This is a genomic window from Oceanococcus atlanticus, assembly GCF_002088235.1.
Lineage (GTDB): Bacteria > Pseudomonadota > Gammaproteobacteria > Nevskiales > Oceanococcaceae > Oceanococcus > Oceanococcus atlanticus.
Genome location: NZ_AQQV01000002.1, coordinates 253,469 through 275,919 on the forward strand (window position 1 = coordinate 253,469; position 22,451 = coordinate 275,919).

20 protein-coding genes are annotated in these 22,451 nt (G+C 60.2%); 6 read left to right on the plus strand and 14 right to left on the minus strand.

The annotated features are described in order from the left end of the window. Window positions 1-32 precede the first annotated feature (32 nt). From bamA to rpsB, 9 genes are all read right to left on the minus strand, one after another. Window positions 33-2,330: an outer membrane protein assembly factor BamA gene (gene bamA / locus ATO7_RS08425; protein WP_206044848.1), complete on the minus strand. Its 2,298-nt coding sequence runs from the start codon at window positions 2,328-2,330 to the stop codon at window positions 33-35. Window positions 2,331-2,373: 43 nt separating this feature from the next. Next, complete coding sequence (gene rseP, locus ATO7_RS08430) at window positions 2,374-3,729, minus strand: RIP metalloprotease RseP (protein WP_083561239.1); 1,356 nt, start codon at window positions 3,727-3,729, stop codon at window positions 2,374-2,376. Then, complete coding sequence (gene dxr, locus ATO7_RS08435) at window positions 3,722-4,912, minus strand: 1-deoxy-D-xylulose-5-phosphate reductoisomerase (protein WP_083561240.1); 1,191 nt, start codon at window positions 4,910-4,912, stop codon at window positions 3,722-3,724. Before dxr ends, rseP begins: the two co-directional genes overlap by 8 nt. Continuing rightward, the gene (locus ATO7_RS08440) at window positions 4,912-5,727 is read right to left on the minus strand and encodes a phosphatidate cytidylyltransferase (RefSeq protein WP_083561241.1); all 816 of its coding nucleotides are present in this window, start codon (window positions 5,725-5,727) and stop codon (window positions 4,912-4,914) included. Before ATO7_RS08440 ends, dxr begins: the two co-directional genes overlap by 1 nt. A gap of 8 nt (window positions 5,728-5,735) precedes the next feature. After that, the gene (locus ATO7_RS08445) at window positions 5,736-6,470 is read right to left on the minus strand and encodes an isoprenyl transferase (protein WP_083561242.1); all 735 of its coding nucleotides are present in this window, start codon (window positions 6,468-6,470) and stop codon (window positions 5,736-5,738) included. A gap of 11 nt (window positions 6,471-6,481) precedes the next feature. Then, entirely contained in the window at window positions 6,482-7,039 is a 558-nt protein-coding gene (gene frr / locus ATO7_RS08450; RefSeq protein WP_083561243.1) for a ribosome recycling factor, read from the minus strand. 13 nt (window positions 7,040-7,052) lie between these two features. Next, the gene (gene pyrH / locus ATO7_RS08455) at window positions 7,053-7,784 is read right to left on the minus strand and encodes a UMP kinase (protein WP_083561244.1); all 732 of its coding nucleotides are present in this window, start codon (window positions 7,782-7,784) and stop codon (window positions 7,053-7,055) included. A 171-nt stretch (window positions 7,785-7,955) separates the two neighbouring features. Next, entirely contained in the window at window positions 7,956-8,840 is an 885-nt protein-coding gene (gene tsf, locus ATO7_RS08460; RefSeq protein WP_083561245.1) for a translation elongation factor Ts, read from the minus strand. Next, window positions 8,841-9,629: a 30S ribosomal protein S2 gene (rpsB, locus tag ATO7_RS08465; RefSeq protein ID WP_083561246.1), complete on the minus strand. Its 789-nt coding sequence runs from the start codon at window positions 9,627-9,629 to the stop codon at window positions 8,841-8,843. It abuts the gene before it with no gap. A 318-nt stretch (window positions 9,630-9,947) separates the two neighbouring features. On the opposite strand from rpsB, the gene map reads away from it, so the two are divergent. The 4 genes from map to dapE are packed head-to-tail and all read left to right on the plus strand — an operon-like array spanning window position 9,948 to window position 15,356. After that, window positions 9,948-10,712, plus strand: a complete 765-nt coding sequence (map, locus tag ATO7_RS08470; RefSeq protein ID WP_083561247.1) for a type I methionyl aminopeptidase — start codon at window positions 9,948-9,950, stop codon at window positions 10,710-10,712. Next, window positions 10,709-13,372 (plus strand): [protein-PII] uridylyltransferase, encoded by a 2,664-nt coding sequence (gene glnD / locus ATO7_RS08475; RefSeq protein ID WP_083561248.1) that lies wholly within the window; start codon window positions 10,709-10,711, stop codon window positions 13,370-13,372. Before map ends, glnD begins: the two co-directional genes overlap by 4 nt. Continuing rightward, window positions 13,369-14,208 (plus strand): 2,3,4,5-tetrahydropyridine-2,6-dicarboxylate N-succinyltransferase, encoded by an 840-nt coding sequence (dapD, locus tag ATO7_RS08480; RefSeq protein ID WP_083561249.1) that lies wholly within the window; start codon window positions 13,369-13,371, stop codon window positions 14,206-14,208. Before glnD ends, dapD begins: the two co-directional genes overlap by 4 nt. After that, on the plus strand, window positions 14,205-15,356 hold the full coding sequence (gene dapE, locus ATO7_RS08485) for a succinyl-diaminopimelate desuccinylase (protein ID WP_240499448.1): 1,152 nt from the start codon (window positions 14,205-14,207) through the stop codon (window positions 15,354-15,356). The genes dapD and dapE overlap by 4 nt, the downstream gene beginning before the upstream one ends. A 65-nt stretch (window positions 15,357-15,421) precedes the next feature. On the opposite strand, the gene ATO7_RS08490 is transcribed toward dapE, so the two are convergent. The 5 genes from ATO7_RS08490 to ATO7_RS08510 all read right to left on the minus strand — a co-directional run bounded on the left by ATO7_RS08490 (window position 15,422) and on the right by ATO7_RS08510 (window position 21,449). Then, complete coding sequence (locus ATO7_RS08490) at window positions 15,422-16,441, minus strand: class I fructose-bisphosphate aldolase (protein ID WP_083561250.1); 1,020 nt, start codon at window positions 16,439-16,441, stop codon at window positions 15,422-15,424. Between the two features lie 136 nt (window positions 16,442-16,577). Beyond that, complete coding sequence (locus ATO7_RS08495; protein ID WP_083561251.1) at window positions 16,578-17,939, minus strand: alanine/glycine:cation symporter family protein; 1,362 nt, start codon at window positions 17,937-17,939, stop codon at window positions 16,578-16,580. 41 nt (window positions 17,940-17,980) lie between these two features. Next, entirely contained in the window at window positions 17,981-18,979 is a 999-nt protein-coding gene (locus ATO7_RS08500; RefSeq protein WP_083561252.1) for a DUF2333 family protein, read from the minus strand. A gap of 56 nt (window positions 18,980-19,035) precedes the next feature. After that, window positions 19,036-20,754, minus strand: coding sequence for a SulP family inorganic anion transporter (locus ATO7_RS08505; RefSeq protein WP_083561253.1), 1,719 nt, complete (start codon window positions 20,752-20,754; stop codon window positions 19,036-19,038). Next, a complete protein-coding gene (locus ATO7_RS08510) occupies window positions 20,754-21,449 on the minus strand; it encodes an MBL fold metallo-hydrolase (protein ID WP_083561254.1) in 696 nt (231 codons plus the stop codon). The genes ATO7_RS08505 and ATO7_RS08510 overlap by 1 nt, the downstream gene beginning before the upstream one ends. Window positions 21,450-21,584: 135 nt before the next feature. Between ATO7_RS08510 and ATO7_RS08515 the strand changes: the two genes are divergently transcribed. Together ATO7_RS08515 and ATO7_RS08520 are read left to right on the plus strand one after the other, a co-directional pair. Then, a complete protein-coding gene (locus ATO7_RS08515) occupies window positions 21,585-22,022 on the plus strand; it encodes a YeeE/YedE family protein (RefSeq protein ID WP_083561255.1) in 438 nt (145 codons plus the stop codon). A gap of 2 nt (window positions 22,023-22,024) precedes the next feature. Further along, window positions 22,025-22,444 carry a DUF6691 family protein gene (locus tag ATO7_RS08520; RefSeq protein ID WP_083561256.1) on the plus strand — a complete coding sequence of 140 codons (420 nt, stop codon included), beginning with the start codon at window positions 22,025-22,027 and terminating at the stop codon, window positions 22,442-22,444. Window positions 22,445-22,451 lie beyond the last annotated feature (7 nt).

A 22,451-nucleotide genomic window follows, 5' to 3' on the forward strand; every position in this document is an offset into this window, starting at 1 on the left:
GTGGCCGTCAGTGCGACCTGTGTGTCAATGGTTTAGAAGCCGCCACCGAAATTGATCTGGAAGCGGTCTTCACGATCGATGCTCGGATCGGTTTCGATCGGGAATGCGTAGCTGAGCTCAAGTAGGCCCAGGAATGGTGTGAACCATTCGAAAGCCAGACCGGCTGAACTGCGCAGTTCGTCATATTCCCAATCGCTCGGCTCGGCAAACACATTACCGATATCGTAGAAAACCGACAGACGGGTGGTCTTGTTGTCGCTTTCCAGTGGCGTGGGAATCACGATGTTGGTCTGTACGGTGGTGCGCAATTTACCACCGAAAGCGTTGTTGTAAGGGGTGTCGCGTGGGCCAAGAGAGCCCGAACGATAGCCGCGCACGGTGCCGGTGCCACCAGCAAAGAAGTGCTCGTAAGGCGGCACCGTTGTGGTGTCGCCATAGTTCTCGATGTAGCCAATATTGGCATTGATCTCGGCAAACACACCGCTGAACAGCGGCTGGTAGTGCTGCAACTGATAGGACGCTTTGTAGAACTCGATGTCGCTACCCGGCAACACCAGATCCAGGTTGATGCGGTTGAGCGAACCACGTGTCGCGAAGATGGTGCGGTTACGCGTGTCACGGCCAAAGCCGGTGCGGAACTCGTAGGTGGTGAAGTTACTGCCGTTTTCAGCAACAAAGCGCAGCACTTCATCGGCCGTCGCCGTGGCAAAGGTATTGATTGAAGTCTCTTCCACACCCAGACCCAGACGGAAGCTGGAGTACTCACTGATCGGAATACCGTAAGTCAGCGACGAACCAATCGAGTTGGAGTCGAAGCCCGAGGAGTAGCGAATCACACCTTCGGATTTACGATAGAACGCAGCCACCGTGCGTGAGATGCCATCCGGCGTGGCGTACGGATCGGTCCAGCTGACGCTGATGGTGTCGGCGATCTGATTGTTCTCCAGTTCCAGAGACACACGATTGCCGGTGCCCAGGAAGTTGGTGTGGGTCAGACTGCCGTTGACCAGAAAGCCCTGCGAACCTGAGAAACCCACGCCAAACTGCACAGAGCCTGGCGGGCGTTCTTCGACGGTAAAGGCCACGTCAACCAGATCATCGCTGCCTGGCACCGGGATGGTGTCGACGGTGGCTTCCTGGATAAAGGCCAATCGTGCGATACGGGTGCGCGAACGTTCAACATGGTTGCGTGAGAACACCGCACCCTCGAGCTGACGCATTTCACGCCGCAGGGTTTCGTCGTTGGTCTTGAGGTTGCCGGAGAAGGTGATTTGACGCACGTAGGTGCGCTTGCCCGGCACCACGTTGAAATTCACCGTGACGTCCTGGCCATCTTCGCTCAGCTCAGGCATCGGATTAACCTTGGCAAAGGCGTAGCCCACGTTGGCCAAGGAACCTTCCATGTATTCCGCAGATTGCGTTGCCAGGCGCCGAGAGAAGGTGTCATCTTCACGCACCAGAACCAGCTGGCGCAGATAGTCTTCGCTCAAGATCAGTTCGCCCGAGAATTTCACACCCTCGACACGATACGGCTCACCTTCAGAGACATTGATGGTGATGTAGATGTCACGCTTGTCCGGACTCAGCGACACCTGAACTGACGGCACATCAAAGCGCAAATAGCCGCGGTCCATGTAGAAGGAGCTCAAGCCTTCAAGATCGCCCAGCAGCTTCTGCTTGGAATAATTGTCATCGGACTGGAACAGACGCCAAGCTTGGGTTGGCGACAACTCAAACGCATCCAGCAGAGTTTCGTCATCAAAGGCCTGGTTACCGACGATATTGATCGACTTGATCTTGGCCGGCTTGCCCTCTTCAACGTCGATCTTGATGCTGACCCGATTGTTGTCCAACTCGGTCACAGTGGCTTCGACACTGACGCCATAGAACCCGTTGGCGTAATACTGGCGCTGCATTTCCTGCTTGACCTGATCAAGCAGCGACTGACGGAACAGCTCTCCCGGGGTTAGCCCGGCATCGGCCAGGGCCTGATCGAGTTCGTCACCGCCGACCTTGTCATTGCCGTCGATTTCGAACGACACAATGGCAGGGCGCTCTTCCACGCGCACGATCAGCGTGCCGCCTTCACGCAGAAACACCACGTTCTGGAACAGCCCGGTGTTGTACAGCGCGCGCAGCGCTTGCTGGCTGCTCGCTTCATTGAGCTGGTCGCCGACTGAGAGCGGCAGATACGACAGCACCGTATCCGGCTCCAGACGCTGCAAACCCTGGGTGCTGATGTCCTCAATCTGAAACGGGGCAATCGCCGCTGCCAAACCGTGAATCAGCATGAGGGCCCCGAACAGACCAAAGCGCTTTAACACTCGCATTCCCTTTAACGTCGCGTGACGGCACGTATCGCCGCCTCGTCCATCACCCGACCAGTCGAACTATGTCGTTATAAAAAGCCACGCTCATCAGCATGAGCAATGCGGCCATACCCACTTGTTGTCCCATCAGCTGGACCCGCTCAGATACCGGCGAACCCTTCAGCCATTCAACGAGGTAATACAACAAATGCCCACCATCCAAAACCGGGATAGGCAGCAAATTGAGAACCCCTAAGCTGATACTGATGACAGCCAGAAAGCTTAAAAATGCAACGATGCCCACCGCCGCGGTGGCACCAGCATATTCAGCGATATGCAGCGGTCCGCTGATATTACGAACCGACACATCGCCCGTCACCATTCGGGCCAGCATCTGCAGCGTCAGCACCGACATATCGACGGTTTGACTTACTGCGGCCGGAACCGCCGCCCAGGGCGACAGACGCCAGTCAACCTGCAAATCCTGCCACAGTTCCGGTTGAGCTGCCACGCCCGCACCAAAGCGACCGATCGTGCGCCCATTCTCGTCGTGCAGCCCCAGCGGCATTTCCAGGCTCAGATTTTGCCCGTTACGCTGGTAGTCAACGCGGACGATTTCACCTGGATGTTCACGCACCCAATCACGCAGCTGTTGCCAGCTCTGGATGGTCTGCCCATTGAGACGCTGAATGCGATCACCTGGCTCAAGGCCAGCGCGCTGTGCGGCCTCCCCGGGGACCACCTGCCCAATCACCGCCGCATACTCGAAACGCGGCAGCACAATTCCGATCTGATTGAACACATCTTGCGGGTCCACGCTGACCCCGCGCAGATTCAGACTGAGCTGTTCAACCTTTCCACCCGCCCGACGCACGGCTACAGGCACATGCTCCTGGGTCAGCGCCGCATCCAGCAGCTGCGGACGCAACTCATCCCAAACTGCAATGTCTCGCCCGTCCAGCGAGAGCACTTCGTCACCTTCACGCAGACCGGCACTGGCCGCCCGGGTTTGTTCAGCCACAGGCCCGATCACCGGGCGAAGACCGTCCTGCCCAATGACGAACATGGCCCAGTAGGCGACGATCGCAAAAAGGAAATTGGCCAGCGGCCCGGCGGCAACGATGGCAATGCGTTGGGCCACCGATTTGCGGTTAAAGGCTTTGTGCTTTTGCGCGTCGGGCACTTCGCTTTCGCGCTCGTCGAGCATTTTGACGTAGCCCCCCAGGGGAATCGCCGAAAGCGCATATTCGACGCCATCACGCCCATAACGGCGGGCCACGACGGGGCCAAAGCCTATGGAATAGCGCAACACCTGAACACCGCACCGACGCGCCACCCAGAAGTGACCGAATTCGTGAAAGGCCACCAAAAAGCCGACCGCAACGACGAACGCACCCGCCGACCAAAGCACCTCAAGCATGGCTTACCCCAAGGTGTTGTGCGGCATGAGCGCGCGCCCAGGCATCCGCCGCGAGCACGGACTCTATGCAGTTGGGCTGCGCCAGACCGGCGGAATCCATTGCTTCCAGAGTGCTTTCAACGCAGGCCGCAATATCCAGAAACGCAGCCTGCTCGTGCAGAAACGCCTCAACCGCCACCTCGTTGGCTGCATTCAGCACGGCTGGCGCGGTCCCACCGGCCTCCAGTGACTCACGGGCCAAGCGCAGGCACGGGAAACGGGCCAAATCCGCGGCTTCGAAATCCATGCGCGCCACCTCGGCCAAATCCACCGAAGCCGCACCAGATTCGAAACGCTCCGGCCAAGCCATTGCATGGGCAATCGGAATGCGCATGTCGGGCGATCCGATCTGGGCCAGAAACGAGGCGTCGTCGTATTCAACCAGAGAATGAATCACGCTTTGTGGATGCAGCAAAACATCGATGCGCGCGGACGGCAGATCAAACAGCCGAGCGGCCTCGATCAGCTCCAGTCCTTTGTTCATCATGGTTGCGGAATCCACAGAAATTTTCTGCCCCATCGTCCAGTTCGGGTGGGCGACGGCCTGCGCCGGCGTCACCGTGGCGAAAGCCTCCATCGGCAGGGTTCGAAACGGCCCGCCAGACGCGGTCAGGATCAAACGCCGAACACCGCGCGGTGTCTGGCCGCAATGGCTGCCCGGAGGTAGACACTGAAAGATTGCGTTATGTTCACTGTCGATGGGCAAAAGTTCAGCGCGGCTGTTACGCAAGGCATCCATGAAGACTTGCCCACTCATGACCAAGGCTTCCTTGGTGGCCAGCAAAACGCGCTTGTGCGCCTCGACTGCGGCCAAGGTGGGTAGCAAGCCTGCGGCGCCAACCACGGCAGCCATCACGGTCGTTGCCTCGGGTAAAGCCGCCAGTTCGCACAGCCCCTGTGCGCCACTGAGCACCTTGGTGGGCAAGCCTGCTTCACGCAGCCTCAGCTGCAGACGCTGTGCGGCGGCCTCATCCGCCATCGCCGCCCAGCCCACACGATGTTCCTGGCAAATGGCAAACAGCCCGGCATCATCACGATTTGCCGAGACGCCCACAACCTGAATTTTTTGTGGGTGGCGGGACGCTACATCCAGCGTGTTCCGTCCTATCGTGCCCGTCGCGCCCAGAATGACCAGCTGCTGCATCAAACCGCCACCAAGTAAACGTACGCCACCAGCATCACAGGCGCTGCCGACAACAGGCTATCAAGACGATCCAGCGCTCCGCCGTGGCCGGGAAACAACCGTCCAGTGTCCTTAACACCGCACTGACGCTTGAACATGCTGACACTGAGATCACCGATCACTGAAACCAAGGCAACGCCGAGCCCCAGCGCGGTGAATGCGAGGACACGCGGCGGCTCAAACACCCAGTAGCCCGCTGCGGCGGCCAGCGCCATGGCCAGCACAACACCACCAACCAATCCTTCCCAGGTTTTGTTGGGACTAACCAGCGGAGCCAACTTATGGCGGCCAAACCGTTTGCCGGCGAAATAGCCACCGGTGTCTGTCGCCCAAACCAGAAACAGCAGCAAAAAAATCAGCTCACGTCCGTGCTCAAGCCCGTGCAAATGCCAGATCGCCGCATAGCACGGCAGTATGGCCGCCCACCCGAGGACTCCATAAAGCCAGACCCTGGATTTGATCTGGGCAAACCCCGCCGGATAGTTCAACACCCAAACGGTAGCCAGCAACCACCAGAGCAATCCTGCGGCAAGCAACGGCAGCAAAAGCTGTGCCCCACCCAGCGCCGGGTGAGCGAACGCAACAAGCAACGCGGTAAGCGCGACGTACATCGCCCGAGCGCTCCCCGACAAGCTCATGAAGCCCGCCCATTCCCAGGCGCAGGCCAGCATCAGACCGCCCACGATCGCCGCTACCACGGCATTGGGCAAGTACCACAGGGCCGCAAATACCAGCGGAATAAGAACAATAGCGGTGAGGATGCGCTGCTTCAGCATCGTCAGAATCAGGCCTTGGCCTGGGGCAATCCGCCAAAACGCCGCTCACGCGCGGCAAACCCGGCAATCGCCTTGTCCAGCGCCGCCTCGTCGAAATCCGGCCACAAGGTGTCGGTAAAGAACAACTCGGTATACGCCAACTGCCACAGCAGGAAGTTACTGATACGCAGCTCACCACCGGTACGGATAAACAGATCAGGCGGCGGCAAATCACCCAGCGCCAGCGCGGCATCAATGCGCTGCTCGGTGATGTCGTCGAGCTGCATCTCACCATCACGGACCTGCTCGGCCATACGCCGGGCTACTGCTGCGATGTCCTGTCGGCCGCCATAGCTGACGGCAACATTGAGCTGCAAACCACTGTTGCTGGCCGTTTGTTCCTCAGCACGCTGCATCTCGGCGCGCAGCGGCTCGGCAAAGCTGCTGCGATCACCGATGAAACGCAAACGCGCTCCACGCTCATGGAATTCATCCATACGCTCGCGCAAAGTGCTGAGAAACAGATCCATCAGCACGCCCACTTCCTGCTTGGGTCGCCCCCAGTTTTCCGTGCTGAAGGCGAACAGCGTCAGGCATTCAATGCCACGGGCATCACAGGCCTCGATGATCTTGCGCGCAACCTTGCCACCGGCGCGGTGTCCCATGGTGCGCGGCATGGCGCGCTTTTGCGCCCAGCGTCCGTTGCCATCCATGATGATCGCGATATGACGCGGGCACCCGGCAACAGCGACATTGTCTTGCATGCGGCGACTGCTCAAACCGACATGATCTCGGTTTCCTTGGCGTCGAGCAGCGCCTCCACCTCGGCGACATATTTGTCGGTCAGCTTCTGAATCTCCTGCTCACCGCGATGCTCGTCGTCCTCGCTGATCATCTTCTCTTTGACCATGTCTTTGAGCGTTTGATTGGCGTCACGACGGGCGTTGCGAATGGAGATCCGGGCGCTTTCGCCCTCACCGCGCATGATCTTGGCCAGATCACGACGGCGCTCCTCGGTTAACGGCGGCATGGTGATACGAATCACGGTGCCGGCCGTGTTGGGATTCAGGCCAAGCTCGGAGGTCATGATGGCTTTTTCGATCTTGCCCACCATGTCGCGCTCCCACGGCGTGATGACCAGGCTGCGCCCATCTTCCACCGTCACGTTGGCACATTGACCAATCGGCACGGCACCGCCGTAGTAATCGACCATCACATGGTCGAGAAGGCTGGGATGCGCACGCCCAGTTCGAATTTTTCTTAGGTTGGCACCCAACGCCTCGATGGCTTTGCCCATCTGCGTGCTGGCGTCTTTCTTGACGTCATCAATCATGCCGGTTCTCCCGTTACTCGCTATCTTGATTGTCTACCCAGGTGCCCAGCGACTGATCGCCACGCAATATCTTGAGTAGAGCGCCATCCTGGGTCATGTCGTAGACACACAAGGGCATGTTGTGGTCGCGACACAGCACAATGGCGGTTTGATCCATAACCGCCAAACGGCGATCCAGTACTTCATCGTAGCTCAGGCGGTCAAAGCGACTGGCATCCGGCACTTTGGCTGGATCGGCGTCATAGATGCCGTCAACCTTGGTTGCCTTGAGCATCAGCTCGGCGTTGATTTCAACCGCGCGCAAAGCCGCTGCCGAGTCGGTGGTAAAAAACGGGTTGCCTGTGCCGGAGGCGAAGATCACGATGCGCCCCTTTTCCAAATGGCGCACAGCACGACGACGAATATAGTCTTCGCACACCTGATTGATGCGCACCGCCGACATCACCCGGCACTTCTGCCCATGGCGCTCCAGCGCATCCTGCATGGCCAAGGCATTGATGACCGTCGCCAGCATGCCCATATGGTCGCCGGTAACCCGGTCCATACCAGCGCCGGCAAGCCCAGCGCCGCGAAAGATATTGCCACCGCCAACCACAATGGCCACTTGTGCGCCGGCCTCAACCAGATCACCGATCTGGGCTGCCAGACGCCCCATGACATCGGGCGAGATACCGTACTCGGCATCGCCCATCAGGGCCTCGCCGCTCAATTTCAGAAGAATTCGCTTGTAACGCAGATCGCTCATGAGCTGGCTTGGTCATCCCCTTGCATGGATTGTGGTCGGCACGGTCGCCGCCTGAAAAAAGGCCCCGTAACCGGGGCCTTGGATTCAATCTGTCTATTATGACTGATTTTGTGCTCGCATCGGCGAACACTTGTGCGCCACGCTGACGCGCGACGCACACTCAGCGCGGGATCAGGCGCCCGCTGCAGCAGCCGCCTGCGCGGCCACTTCGTCAGCGAAGTTGGCTTCCTGCTTCTCGATGCCTTCGCCCACTTCCAGACGCACAAAGCCAGTAACCTTGGCGCCAGCGTCAGCCAGCAGCTTTTCAACGGTCACATCAGGATCTTTGACGAAGGGCTGACCCACCAGGGTGATTTCCTGCAGATACTTGCGCACGCGACCTTCCACCATCTTTTCGATGATTTCGCGCGGCTTGCCACTGCCTTCAGCCTGAGCGATGAGAATCTCACGCTCTTTGTCGAGCAATTCAGCCGGCACGTCATCGGCCGAAACATGCGCCGGCGCGCTGGCCGCAACATGCATGGCAATGTCTTTGCCCAACTCTTCGTTACCACCTTCCAAAGCAACCATCACACCGATGCGGCTGCCGTGCAGGTAAGTGAAGACCTGGCCAGCGCTTTCCAGCTTGGCCACGCGACGCAGGCTCATGTTCTCGCCCAGCTTGGAGATCAGGCCACGGCGGGCTTCATCCAGGGTCTGGCCGTTGGCCGACTCGGCCAGCAGTTCCTGCGGGTCGGTCTTGCCGGTGGACAGCGCGACATCAGCAGCGGTCTGAGCCAGCGTCTGGAATTCGTCGCCCTTGGAAACGAAGTCAGTTTCGCTGTTGTACTCGACCATCACAGCCTGCTTGCCATCGGCAGCCACGGCAATGCTCAGCACACCTTCGGCAGCCACGCGACCAGCTTTCTTATCAGCCTTGGCCTGACCGTCCTTGCGCATTTTCTCCAGCGCAGCTTCAACGTCGCCACCGGTGGCTTCCAGGGCGCGTTTGCAGTCCATCATCGCGGCGCCGGAGCGCTCGCGCAGTTCTTTAACCAGTGCAGCGGTAATCGCCATTTACTTCGACTCCTCGGAAGCAGGGGTTTCAGTGGCCGCCTCAGTGGCGGGTGCAGCAGGCTCGGCAGCGGCAGGCGCTTCTTCCTTGGGCTTGCGCGCGGTGGTCACGGAACCACGACCGGCCAGCACAGCGTCGGCAATAGCGGCAGCGTAGACCGAAATGGCACGCGTTGCGTCGTCGTTGCCCGGAATGATGCTATCGACGTTCTTCGGCGAGTTGTTGGTATCAACAACCGCGATGATCGGAATGCCCAGCTTGCGCGCTTCTTTCACGGCAATGCTTTCGTAGCCCACATCAATGATGAACAGCGCGTCAGGCAGCGAGGTCATGTTGCGAATACCCTGCAAGCTGCGGTTCAGCTTGTCGTACTCGCGCTGCATCATCAGCGACTCTTTCTTGGAGAACTTGTACTTGGCAGCGTCTTTGATCTGCTCTTCCAGTTCTTCCATACGCTTGATCGACTGCTTGACCGTCTTGAAGTTGGTCAGCATGCCACCCAGCCAGCGGTGGTTCACGAACGGCATATCGCAACGCTCGGCTTCCTTGCGAACCACATCCTGAGCAGAACGCTTGGTGCCCACGAACATGATGCGACCACCGTTGGCCGCGATACGGCTGGCGTGGTTGTACGCATCCTTGAGCATCGGCAGGGTGTGCTCAAGGTTAATAATGTGAATCCGGTTGCGCGCACCGAAGATGTACGGCGCCATTTGCGGATTCCAATAACGGGTGCGATGCCCGAAGTGCGCGCCGGCTTCCAGCAGCTGACGCATGGTGACCTGAGTCATGATTTACTCCAGATGGGGTTGGGCCTCCACATACCCCATGACCGGCCTGCGAGCAGGACCCCCGGACAAGGTTTTTGGCATGTGTGCGGATTAAGCCGATATTCGGCGGATTTTCCCGAGCCGACGAGTGAGACAGCCTGCGCGGGGCGCGCTTTATAGCACATTGACCCGATCCAGCCAATGTTTACGCGGCCAGATGGGGCTGCAAGGGCACGTTTTGGTATCAACAGCGACCGGATTCTGCGAATATATGCGGTTGAATCCAGCTGTCAGCGCTGTGTCGCCAAGGCGACGCAGCGCTCACCACCACTAGCCCTCATGCCCATCAGCATCAAAAGCCCCGACGAAATCGAGCACATGCGCACGGCTGGCCGCCTGGCCTCCGAAGTTCTCGATATGATCACGCCGCACGTCAAACCGGGCGTGAGCACCGACGAACTCAACAGCATCTGTCACGACTATATCGTCAATGAGCAGGGTGCGATTCCGGCGCCGCTGAACTATCACGGTTTTCCCAAATCAATCTGCACCTCGGTCAACCATGTGGTCTGCCACGGCATTCCCGGGCCCAAGAAGCTCAAGCGTGGCGACATCGTGAATGTCGACATCACGGTGATCAAGAACGGCTTTCATGGCGACACCAGCCGCATGTTCGCGGTCGGTGATGTGCCGGTCATCGCGCGGCGCGTGTGCGACACGGCGCTTGAGGCCATGCACGCCGGCATCGCCATGGTCAAACCCGGCGTCCGCCTTGGCGACATTGGTCACACCATTCAAGTGCTGGCCGAGAAAGCCGGCTTTTCCGTGGTGCGCGAGTACTGCGGCCATGGCATCGGTCGTGAATTCCACGAGGAACCACAGGTTCTGCATTACGGCACACCGGGAACCGGCGTCACTCTGGAAGCCGGCATGACCTTCACCATCGAACCGATGATCAACGTCGGGCGCAAGGACGTGAAGCTGCTGCAGGATGACTGGACCGTGGTGACCCGCGACCGTTCTTTGTCTGCGCAGTGGGAACACACCGTGCTGGTCACCCCTGACGGCCACGAGATTCTGACCACATCCGCAGGCGCCGCATGAGCGCGCAGCTCAAGCCGGAGCTGGCTGAGCTGAGCGCGGCTGAGCTGAGCGAGCTGCTCAGCCATAATCCCGGCGACCCGATTGCCTGGCGTCAGTTGCTGACCGAAATTCGCCAGGCCCAATCAGAATCCTTTCGCAATGGCACCCCCGCCAGCGAGCTGATCACCCGCTACACCGCCATCGTTGACCAGATGCTGGTCACCGCTTGGGCCACGCTGGTGCCCGACGATGCACCGGCCGCGCTGGTTGCGGTCGGCGGTTACGGTCGCGGTGAGCTGTTGCCCCGTTCCGACATTGACCTGCTGGTGCTGTATGCCGAAGGTCAGCTGGAGCAGATTCAATCGGAGCTCGGCGCCTTCATCACCTTTGCCTGGGACATGGGGCTGGAAGTGGGCCACAGCGTGCGCTCTCCGGCTGAATGCGCCAGCGAGGCAGCTGCCGATATCACGGTGGTCACCAATCTGATGGAAAGCCGCCTGCTGACCGGGCGCGAAGACCTGTTCACGGCGATGGATCAGGCCATCGGGCCGGACAACATCTGGCCGGATGATCAGTTCTTCAAGGCCAAAATGGCCGAACAACTGCAGCGCTACAAGCAGTACGACGACACCGCCTACAAGCTGGAACCCAACGTCAAGGAAGGCCCGGGCGGCCTGCGTGACATCCAGATCATCGGCTGGGTTACGCAACGGCACTACGGCACCGCCGGGCTGGAAGAGCTGCACGCTCAGGGCCTGCTCAAGTCGAACGAGCTCAGCAGCCTGATTTCCGGGCGCGAATTCCTGTGGCAGGTGCGCTTTGCCCTGCACATGCTGACCAACCGCGCCGAAGACCGCCTGCTGTTCGATCACCAACTGCGTGTGGCCGAGCTGTTCGGCTATCAGGACAAGAGCCACAACCTTGCGGTCGAGCAGTTCATGCAGATGTACTACCGCACCATCAAGGGTCTGTCGGCGCTCAACGACATTTTCCTGCAGCTGATGGACGAGGACATCTTCCATCGCAAGCAGCGTGATGAACCTCAGGTGCTGGATGACCACTTCCAGCTGCGCCATGGCTTCATCGAATGCCGCGAAGCCAATCTGTTCCAGCAGCGGCCGCTGGCCCTGCTCGAGATCTTCCGCACCTGGGCCAACAACGAACACCTCAAAATCAAGGGCATCAGCGCCGACACGCTGCGCGAGATTCGCCGCGACCGTGAAAACATCGCCGAGATTCGCGACAGCCGTGAAGCGCGCCAGCTGTTCATGGACATGCTGCGCATGGAGCGCGGCGTACTGCACAGCCTGCGCCGCATGAACCGCTACGGGATTCTGGGTCGTTATATCCCGGCTTTCGGCAAGATCATCGGACGCATGCAGTACGACCTGTTCCACACCCTGACGGTGGACGAACACACCCTGTTCGTGGTGCGCAATATCCGGCGTCTGGCCGTGCCGGAATTCCGCCACGAATTCCCGGCCCTGTCCGATCTGCATGATCAGCTGAACAAACCGGAACTGCTGTATCTGGCTGGCTTGTTCCACGACATCGCCAAGGGCCGCGAAGGCGATCATTCCGAGCTCGGCGCTCAGGATGCCTACGATTTCTGCCAGAGCCACGGCCTCTCCAGCCAGGACAGCGAGACCGTCAGCTGGCTGGTCCGCTACCACCTGCTGATGTCGCTCACCGCGCAGCGCAAGGATGTGTCCGACCCCGACGTGGTCAACACCTTCGTCAAGCAGGTCGAGACACTGGATCGCCTCAACCTGCTCTACCTGCTCACCGTGTGCGACATCCGCGCAACCAATCCCAAGTTGTGGAATGGCTTCCGTGAAGGGCTGCTGCGCTCGCTGTACTCATCGGCACGACGCGTGCTGGAGCGCGGCGACCCGGTCGGCATGACCGAGCTGATCGCCGAAACCCGTCAGGCCGCCCGCCTGATGTGCCTGGAATACGGTCTCGCCGAAGCCCGCATCGACAGCGTGTGGGAGCGGTTTGAAGACGACTATTTCCTCAAGCACAGCGCCGAGGAAATTGCCTGGCATGTGCAGGCCATCGTCAATGCGCCGGCCGACCAACCCAGTGTCCTGGTGCGCCACTTCCGCGACCGTGGCACCGCAGTGCTGATCTACATGAAGGATGCGCCCAAGCTGTTCGGCATCACCAGTTCATGCCTGGCCCAGCTTGGCCTGAGCATTCTGGATGCACGCATCCAGTCCAGCCTGGACGATTTCGTGCTCGACACCTTCATCGTCAGTGAAGCCGACGGCAGCGAGATCACCGACCCCAACCGACGCCAGGAAATCGGCAAAACCCTGGGCCAGACCCTCAGCCGGGCGGAAAGTCCCCAGCCGGTCGCCCGCCGGGTGTCGCAACGCGCACGCCATTTCTCCACCCCGGTACAAATCTATTTCACGGTCGACAGCGACAAGAACCAGACCCTGATGGAACTGGTGGCTGATGACCGCCCCGGCCTGCTCGCCACGGTTGGCGTGGTTTTCGATGAACTGGACGTCGAACTGCGCGCCGCCAAGATCGGGACCATCGGCGAACGTGCGGAAGACGTGTTCTTCCTCACCGATCGCCAGGGCCGCGCCCTCACCGACCCTGCCGTTCTGCATGCGCTGCGCGAAGGGGTCACCGAACACATCAATCTTTTGACTGACAGCACCAAATGACACAACAAGACCTGCAGAACCAGATCGAAACCGCTTTTGAAAACCGCGCCAACATCGACCCCAGCGATACCGCGCTGCGCGAAGCTGTAGGCCAGGCCATTGCCGGCATTGATGACGGCAGCCTGCGCGTGGCCGAGCCGAGCGCCAACGGCTGGCAGGTCAATCAATGGCTGAAAAAAGCCGTGCTGCTGTACTTCCGCCTGCATGACAACGTGGTGATCGAAGGCGCTGAAACGACTTATTTCGACAAGGTACCGGGCAAGTTCACCGGCTGGAGCGATGCCGATTTCCGCTCCCTGGGTGCCCGTGTGGTGCCGCCGGCGATGGTGCGCAAAGGGTCCTACATTGCGCCCAGCGTGGTGCTGATGCCGAGCTACGTAAATATCGGCGCCTACGTCGATTCGGGCACCATGGTCGACACCTGGGCCACGGTGGGCTCATGCGCCCAGATCGGCAAGAACGTGCATTTGTCCGGCGGCGTTGGCATTGGCGGCGTGCTCGAACCGCTGCAGGCCAACCCCACCATCATCGAAGATGACTGCTTCATCGGTGCACGTTCGGAAATCGTCGAAGGCGTGATCGTGGAACGCGGCTCGGTCATTTCCATGGGCGTATTCATCGGCCAGAGCACCCCGATCTTCAACCGCGAGAGCGGCGAAATCAGCTACGGCCGGGTCCCGGCGGGTAGCGTGGTGGTGGCGGGTTCACTGCCCAAGAACGGCCCCGGCGGCGTGTACAACCTGAACTGCGCGGTCATCGTGAAGCAGGTCACCGAAAGCACCCGCGCCAAGGTCGGCATCAACGAATTGCTGCGTGAGGCCGCCACCCAGTCGTGACTGTCGATACCGCAGCCGCGCGCGGCCTGCTGCTGGATCTGATTGCGCGTCGCTCGCTGACCCCGGACGATGCCGGCTGCAGCCAGCTGCTGGCCGAGGCCCTGGCGCCTTATGGCTTCGAGCACGAGTGGCTCAATCACAACGGTGTGACCAACCTGTGGTCACTGCGCCGTTGTGGCCGCGCCAATGCGCCGCTGGTGGTGCTGGCCGGGCATACCGACGTGGTGCCGACCGGCGACCTGGCTCAGTGGACCTCGGATCCGTTCGTGCCCAGCGAGCGTGACGGCGTGCTCTACGGGCGCGGTGCTGCCGACATGAAGTCAGGCCTGGCGGCGATGACCTGCGCCGCTCAAGCCGGGGCCCAGACCGATCTGAACATTGATCTGGCTTTCCTGATCACCAGTGATGAGGAAGGACCAGCCCGCGACGGCACGCGCTATGTGGCCGAAGTGCTGCGCCAGCGCGGCACCCAACCCGACTATGTGATCGTCGGTGAAGCCACCGCCGACGAGCAGATCGGCGATCGCTTCATCGTCGGCCGGCGTGGCTCCATCGGCTGCAACCTGACCGTGCACGGCGTTCAGGGGCACGTGGCGTATCCACACAAGGCGGACAATCCGGTCCACCGCGTCTTGCCGGCATTGACGGAACTGGCGGCCACAATCTGGGATGAGGGCAACGCCGACTTCCCCCCGACCAGCTTCCAGATTTCCAACATCAACAGCGGCACCGGCGCGACCAACGTCATTCCCGGACAAGCTGAAGTGGTGTTCAATTTCCGCTACGCCCCCTGCTCTAGCGCAGAGCAGCTCAAGCAAAAGGTCATCGATTGCCTGGATCGCCACAACGTGCGCTACAGCGCTGACTGGTGGCACACCGGCGAGCCCTATTACACCCCGGCTGGTCGCCTGACCGAGGCCGCTGACAAAGCCATCGGCCAGGTCACCGGGCACAAACCGCTGCACTTCACCGGTGGCGGCACATCCGACGGACGCTTTCTTGCACCGCTGGGTGCTGAGGTGATCGAGCTCGGCCCGGTCAGCGCCAGCATTCACAAGTTCAACGAGCATCTGAAGCTCGATGACTTCGATGCCCTGTGCGCCATCCACGCCGCCCTGCTCCGCGAGCTGTCACAGAGTCTGGGCTGACGCGCCCCGCACAAACAAAAACGGCCGGTTAAACCGGCCGTTTTGCGTTATGGGTGACGGGGTCCTCAGGCCGCGCTTTCCATCGCGTCGGAGTACTCGCCCAGCGCAGCGGCGCTGTTGCAACGGGCGCGGTGCATGAAGGCCGCCTGCCCTGCCGCCACATTACCGGCCTGACCGCCCCAGGCCTTGAGCGCAGCAGCCTGCAGCGCACGACCGTAGGAGAAGCTCAGTGCCCACGGATGCGGACCCAGCTTGTTCATGGCATCCAGATGCGCAGTTGCCAGTTCGTCGCTCTGACCGCCTGACAGGAACACGATACCCGGCACAGCGGCGGGTACGTAACGGGTCAGACACCGCACGGTGGCTTCGGCCACGGTCTGCACATCAGCCTGCACCGGGCAGGTGGTGCCCGATATCACCATATTCGGCTTGAGCAGCATGCCTTCGAAGGCCACGCCCTGAGCGTCAAGCTGACCAAACACGGTCGCCAGAGCCGCCGCCGTCACGTCTTCGCAGGTTTCCAGATCATGCGAACCGTCCATAATCACTTCCGGCTCAACAATCGGCACAATGCCCTGCTCCTGGCACAGCGCAGCGTAGCGCGCCAGCGCGTGGGCGTTGGTGTCCAGGCAGTACATGCTGGGCAGATCTTCGTCGATGTTGATCACCGCGCGCCATTTGGCAAAACGAGCACCGGCATTGCGGTATTCGATCAGACGCTCACGCAGGCCATCCAGGCCTTCGGTCACTTTCTCGCCATCGGCACCGGCCAGATCCTTGGCCCCCTTGTCGACCTTGATCCCGGGAATCACACCTTTGTCGGCCAACATCTTCGAGAACGGCGTACCGTCCGCTGCTTTCTGAAACAGAGTTTCTTCGTACAGAATCACGCCGCTGACGTACTGCTCCACACCCTCGGCCGAGAACAGCATGTCGCGGTAGGCGCGACGCGACTCTTCGGTGGATTCGACATTGATGGAATCGAAACGCTTCTTGATCGTCGGCGAGCTTTCGTCCGCCGCCAAAATACCCCGACCCGGCTCGACCAGTTCACGCGCAGTGGCGCTCAGCACATCGAGATTCATTGTTTATAACTCCTTTGGATTCAGTCACTTGGCTCGCCATTCCTGGAGGCGACGAGCGAAGGGCTTGGGAATGCCGGAACCACCAACAACGGCAGGCCGGGTTGCAGCCGAGTATTTTAGCAGATGCCGAGCCGACTCAGACCTGACGCATGCGGACGACATAGTCACGACTTGCTGCAAGCACCTTTGGCGCCAACAGCAAAGTGGCTGTCATGGTCGGGATGGCCATCAAGGCGTACATGCCGTCGATCAGATTCAGCGCCGCATGCAGAGGCAACATGGCCACGAACACGATCGATAGCAGGTATAGCGTGCGATACCAGATTTCAGCCCGCGCACCGAACAGATAGACGGCGCATTGGGCGCCGTAAAACCAGTACGTGGTGATGGTGGTAACGCCGAAAATCAGCACCATCAAATACAGCAGGGCCACACCATAGCCGGCATATACGCTCTCGAAAGCCTGACTGGTCAGGCTCGCGCCGGACAACTCGCTGACACTGGCGACATCGGTCACCAACAACGCCAGCGCGGTCGCGGTGCAAACAATCAAGGTGTCGATAATCGGACCCAACATCGCCACGATCCCCTCGCGCACCGGCTCCGATGTGCGCGCCGTGCCATGGGCCATGACTTCCGTGCCAATGCCGGCCTCGTTGGAAAACAAACCGCGGCGCACGCCAAGCAGGATGATGGCCACCAGTCCGCCCGTGCCGGCGGCCTGCAGCGAGAAGGCTTCGCGAAATATCGACAGCAACGCGGGCACCACCGCCGACCAGTGCACCAGCAATATGCCACCGATGGCCAGCAGATAAATCACGCACATGGTCGGTACCACCCGCGCGGCCACCGCCCCGATCCGCACGATACCGCCTCGCACGATCAACCAGCACGCAAGCATGATGATCAAGCCCAGAATCAAAGGCGCCAGATCGTGATCCCAGCCGCGCGGCGCCAACACCAGCGCCTGGGTGGTCTCCACCAGCTGATTGACTTGCAACGATGGCAAGCATCCGATCAAACCGGCCACGCAGAACAGATAGGCTAAAGGACGGTAGCGCGCTGACAGCGCCTCGTGGATGACCCACATGGGTCCTCCACGTAAACCTCCTTGATCATCACGACCGCGATACATCACGGCCAGCGTTCCGGTGAAGAATTTGGTCGCCACCCCCACCACGGCGGTCATCCACATCCAGAAGATCGCACCCGGCCCACCCAGCTCAACCGCCACGGCGACGCCGGCGATATTGCCCAGGCCAATCGTGCCGGCCAACGCTGCACTGAGGGCCTGAAAATGGCTGAGCTGCCCCGGGGCATCCTGGTCCTGATGTCGCGCATCACCGCGCAGCAAACCTATGGCATGAGGCAGCAGGCGATACGGCGCGCCGCGACTGAACAGCAACAAAGTCAGTCCACCGCCGAGCAGCAAGACGACCAGCGGCATTCCCCATACAAACGACGCAAACTGCGCCAGCGCATTTTCAATCCCAGTCATGAGCCCTTCATAAGCAGGCTTTGCGCCAATTCGCGACGCGATCAGCCATCACGCAGCAAATTGATCAAGTTCGATACGGCAGCGTTGGCGGAGCCCAGATAAGACGCCATGACCAGCGAGTGATTGGCGAACAGCGAATACCCCGAACCGTTGAGAATCATGATGGTCCTGAGCGGCCGGTTGGCCGACTCCAACTCGCGCAGCACCTGTCGATACTGCAGCGCAGCCTGCTTGTCGGTCAGCACCTCGGCAAAATCTGCCTCAGCCGCCTGCAGCAACGCCTGCAGCGCCCAGGCCGTACCGCGCGCCTCGAAGAACACATCGTCCAGCTCCAGCCACGGTGTCTGTTCCACCGATTCACGCATGTTTTGCGGCGCAACCGCGCTGGCCGCGCCATCCGGCCCGGACTCGAGCACAGCGTCGTTGACCGTCATCTTGCCCACGCTCATACCCAGGCGCTGAACCATGCTGCCCAGACGCTTTTCCACCACCTGCATCCAGTCGACCAGGTTCTCCGCATTGGCGTAAAAATTGGCATCACCGTCGGCCAGACGCACGCGGTAGTCATCGAGCAGCTCGATACCCTTGCGATACTCGGCCTCGGCGCGTGGGAACATCCAGCTGCGGTTGTCGATGTTGAATTTGGGTTCGGCCTGGGCCAACTTGGGGTCTTCGGCGGACTGGCTCTGACTGCGGCTGATTTCATTGCGCAACACACGGTTGAAATCGCGTAACTGCTTGAGCACGCCGAATTCCCAGTTCTGGATGTTGTCCAGCCACCAGGCCGGCGGGGTCACATCATTGCTGATGTAACCGCCACGTTTGTCGAGCAAGGTTTCCGCCACCGCAATGCCGGCATCCACGGTCTGTACACCCACGCGTCCATCACGCGTGGTCGGGAACACCGGCACGCTTGGTGCGGCACTGATCCACATGCCCCACACAATGAGCAAGATCAGCACCACACCGCCGCCAAGCGCCCATGGGCCCCAGCGTTTCTCACCGACATCCTGAAACCAGGCCAGCGTTTTTACCACCATGCTTTGTTTTTCACCTGCGTGCGCAGACGTGATGGTTGGGGCTGAAGGCTCGGGGGTCAAGTCTGGCCGGCGAATTCGGGCGAAGAGGCCTGCAAGGCTTCGAACACCCCTTCGGTGCTCAGATGCACCGGCAAGTGCTCCAACACCTCGGGCGCGGCTTTTAAGCGATCCATGACCGGCCCCTTGACCTCGGCCAGATGCAGGCGAATGCCCGCACGGGCGAAGTCCTGAACCAGCTGCTCCAGCATTTCCAGACCGCTGGCATCAATGTAGCTCACGGCCGACATCACCAGCACAACGTCTGTGATGTCACCCTGCTCGGCCACCTGGTCGGCGATAAATTTCTGCACCACCGCGACATTGGCAAAGTACAGATTCTCATCGGGACGAATGAAAACCGCGGTCGGCAGGGTTTGCACCGCATGGCGCTGCACATTTCGAAAGTGCTCAGTACCCGGCACACGCCCAATCAGCGCGATGTGCGGCTGGCTGGTGCGCCACAGATAAAGCGCCAAAGACAAACCGATGCCGATCAGCAAACCCGGCTCGATGCCGAAAATCAGCACGCCCAGCAGCGTTGCAACTTGCGAAGCACCGTCAGCACGGTCGTAGCGTAGATGCCGGACTACCGAGCGAAAATCGACCAGCTGCCACACGGCCACCACGATGATTGCGGCCAGCACGGCTTTTGGCAGATTAAAAAACCAATGGGTAAAGAAGACCGCGACCACAGCGACCAGCGCCGAAGTCACCAGCGCTGCGCGCTGCGTCTGGGCGCCGGCATCAAAATTAACCACCGAGCGTGAAAAGCCTCCGGCCACCGGCATGGTCCCGGCAAATGCAGCGCCAAAGTTGGCCAGGCCGAGGGCACGCAGCTCCTGATCAGGATCAATCTTCTGGCGCCGCCGCGCAGCCAAAGCCTTGGCCACGGAAATGCTTTCCACATACCCAACCAGGGCAATCAATACAGCCGGCCCGGCCAAGGCCAGCCAGCCATCGGCTGCGAAGAATCCCAGACTGGGCAGCGGCAGGCCAGCGGGAATGGCTCCCACGATCCTCAGGCCCTGCTCCGCACCCTGCAATCGCGCCGCGGCTAATGCGCCGACCGCAACAATAGCCAGGGGCGCCATACGGGTTAGCAGCAGCGCTGCCCGGGGCGGCATACCGAGTTGGCGCAGCGCCCGCGACAAGGGCGCGCGCGCCAGCAGCAAGGCCAGCATCGCCACACAGGAAAAGACCAGGGTCAAAAGGTGCACCGCATCCAGGTTGTGCCACACGCCCAGCACAGTTTCATAAGCCGCACCACGCGGCAGCGATAAACCCAGCAGTATCGGCACCTGACTCAGCACAATCAGCAAGGCCGCGCCGGTGGTGAATCCGCTCAGTACGGGATGACTGATGAAGTTCACCAGCACGCCCAGGCGCAACACACCCATCAGGAAAAGCAAGGCACCCACTTCGAAGGCCAGAATCATGGCACCTGACATCCAGCGCGCCGCTTCGCCATCGGCGTATTCAGACAACGCCGCCGCCACCATGAGCGCGGCCACCGCGACCGGCCCAACCGCCAGACTGCGGCTGGTGCCAAACAGTGCGTACAAGGCCGGTGGCACTATCGATGCATAGAGGCCCATCTCTGCAGGCAAGCCTGCCAACAAGGCATAAGCCATGCCCTGCGGGATCAACAAGATCGCGGTGATGGCCCCGGCAATGAGGTCATCATTCATCGCACCCGGTGGTGCGTTTCGAATATGCGCGATCAGCGGAATGCGCATCACACCTGACCGCAAGCCAAGTTGGCCGGCACGGCGATGTCCATGAGCTTGGGATTGGGTAGATTGAGGTTGTTCATGATGTGCACATATTCGTCTTCCGTCTTGCCGGCAAGGCGCGGGTTAAAGCGCTTTTCCTCGGCAATTGAAGACACCGTCCAGCCGCGATAATCGTGGGCCGGATAGACCAGGGTCTTGTCCGGCAGAGTGAACAGCCGATTAACGATGGAATCCCACGATTTGTGTGCATCACCGCCCTGAAAGTCGGTTCGACCGGTGCCACGAATCAGCAGCACATCACCGGTGAACAACAGGCCAGGCCCTGCACCGGGGCAGTAAAAGCTGAACGATTCATCGGTATGGCCGGGCGTGTACATGGCCTCAAGGCTCAGACCATCCACCAGGATGCGCTCGCCATCACGAACGTGCTCGGACACGCAAGCCGCATTGGTGAATTCGCCCATGACCGTCACGCATTGCGTGTGATCACGCAGCTCACCCAGGGCCGTCACGTGATCTGCATGCGTGTGGGTATCAATCGCGCGAACCAGACGTAGATCCAGCGCCTTGATCAGCTCAAGGTAAGCTGAGAGTTGTGCCTTCACCGGATCAATAATGAGCGCTTCACGACCCACATCAGAGGCAAGAAGATAAGTGTAAGTGCTTGATTCGGCGTCGAACAGTTGTCGAAAAAGCATAATACAAACACCCTTAATTCATTTACGTAATATGTAAATTCTATTATAGCATATGCAGCATTGCAGCCTCCCTTGCTCTTGCTATTACTTCAATAATCACTAAATTAGATTCATCTGTTAAACGAGATTTCACCTATGCATACAGTCACCGAATTCACGCCCTGGACAGCCTTGGGGGGCGGCATGCTGATTGGCCTCTCCGCCCTGCTCATGCTTGGCTTTAACGGGCGCATTGCAGGGGTCAGCGGGATTGTCGGGAATCTGGTGACGTCGCGCGGCAGCGATCTGAGTTGGCGCCTGGCATTCACGCTGGGACTCATCGGGGGCGCTTATGGCTTTATCGCTTTTGCCCCGCCTGATGCGCTGAACATCCACGTCGAGGTCAGCTTACCCATGATGATCTTCGCCGGCTTCGTGGTCGGCCTTGGCACCAAGCTGGGTTCAGGTTGCACATCCGGCCATGGTGTCTGCGGTATCGGCCGGGTATCGCCACGCTCGATCACCGCAACCGCAGTCTTCATGCTGGTGGCCTTTGCCACGGTGTTCATCATTCGTCACGTTGCAGGAGTCTGAACATGAGAAATCTGATTGCCTTACTGGGCGGCGTGTTGTTCGGGCTTGGACTTGCCCTGTCGAACATGATGGATCCGGCCAAAGTGCTGAGCTTTCTGGATATCGCCGGCCAGTGGGACCCATCGCTGATGCTCGTGATGGGCGGTGCCGTGGCCATCACCCTGCCGGGTTTCTATCTGGTACTGAAACGCCCCTACCCACTGTTCGACAAAGCCTTCTATCTGCCCACACGTGATGCCATTGATGGCAAATTGATTGTGGGCGCGGCGCTGTTCGGCCTGGGCTGGGCTCTGGCCGGACTGTGCCCCGGTCCGGCGGTGGCGGGCATCGCGACGGCCAATGCCGACATCATCGCCTTCGTCATCGCGATGCTCGCTGGCTATCGGTTGATGGCCTTTGTCGAAGCGCGCAGCGGCGCCTGAACTGCTC

What these genes read in the sequence shown, in the direction of transcription:
- ATO7_RS08505 (WP_083561253.1), bottom strand. Translation starts at nt 20,754, where the DNA reads ATGCGCATTCCGCTGATCGCGCATATTCGAAACGCACCACCGGGTGCG.
- map (WP_083561247.1), top strand. Translation starts at nt 9,948, where the DNA reads ATGCCCATCAGCATCAAAAGCCCCGACGAAATCGAGCACATGCGCACG.
- ATO7_RS08495 (WP_083561251.1), bottom strand. Translation starts at nt 17,939, where the DNA reads ATGACTGGGATTGAAAATGCGCTGGCGCAGTTTGCGTCGTTTGTATGG.
- tsf (WP_083561245.1), bottom strand. Translation starts at nt 8,840, where the DNA reads ATGGCGATTACCGCTGCACTGGTTAAAGAACTGCGCGAGCGCTCCGGC.
- ATO7_RS08490 (WP_083561250.1), bottom strand. Translation starts at nt 16,441, where the DNA reads ATGAATCTCGATGTGCTGAGCGCCACTGCGCGTGAACTGGTCGAGCCG.
- ATO7_RS08440 (WP_083561241.1), bottom strand. Translation starts at nt 5,727, where the DNA reads ATGCTGAAGCAGCGCATCCTCACCGCTATTGTTCTTATTCCGCTGGTA.
- rpsB (WP_083561246.1), bottom strand. Translation starts at nt 9,629, where the DNA reads ATGACTCAGGTCACCATGCGTCAGCTGCTGGAAGCCGGCGCGCACTTC.
- glnD (WP_083561248.1), top strand. Translation starts at nt 10,709, where the DNA reads ATGAGCGCGCAGCTCAAGCCGGAGCTGGCTGAGCTGAGCGCGGCTGAG.
- dxr (WP_083561240.1), bottom strand. Translation starts at nt 4,912, where the DNA reads ATGCAGCAGCTGGTCATTCTGGGCGCGACGGGCACGATAGGACGGAAC.
- ATO7_RS08445 (WP_083561242.1), bottom strand. Translation starts at nt 6,470, where the DNA reads ATGCAAGACAATGTCGCTGTTGCCGGGTGCCCGCGTCATATCGCGATC.
- rseP (WP_083561239.1), bottom strand. Translation starts at nt 3,729, where the DNA reads ATGCTTGAGGTGCTTTGGTCGGCGGGTGCGTTCGTCGTTGCGGTCGGC.
- ATO7_RS08510 (WP_083561254.1), bottom strand. Translation starts at nt 21,449, where the DNA reads ATGCTTTTTCGACAACTGTTCGACGCCGAATCAAGCACTTACACTTAT.
- frr (WP_083561243.1), bottom strand. Translation starts at nt 7,039, where the DNA reads ATGATTGATGACGTCAAGAAAGACGCCAGCACGCAGATGGGCAAAGCC.
- ATO7_RS08520 (WP_083561256.1), top strand. Translation starts at nt 22,025, where the DNA reads ATGAGAAATCTGATTGCCTTACTGGGCGGCGTGTTGTTCGGGCTTGGA.
- bamA (WP_206044848.1), bottom strand. Translation starts at nt 2,330, where the DNA reads ATGCGAGTGTTAAAGCGCTTTGGTCTGTTCGGGGCCCTCATGCTGATT.
- ATO7_RS08500 (WP_083561252.1), bottom strand. Translation starts at nt 18,979, where the DNA reads ATGGTGGTAAAAACGCTGGCCTGGTTTCAGGATGTCGGTGAGAAACGC.
- pyrH (WP_083561244.1), bottom strand. Translation starts at nt 7,784, where the DNA reads ATGAGCGATCTGCGTTACAAGCGAATTCTTCTGAAATTGAGCGGCGAG.
- ATO7_RS08515 (WP_083561255.1), top strand. Translation starts at nt 21,585, where the DNA reads ATGCATACAGTCACCGAATTCACGCCCTGGACAGCCTTGGGGGGCGGC.
- dapD (WP_083561249.1), top strand. Translation starts at nt 13,369, where the DNA reads ATGACACAACAAGACCTGCAGAACCAGATCGAAACCGCTTTTGAAAAC.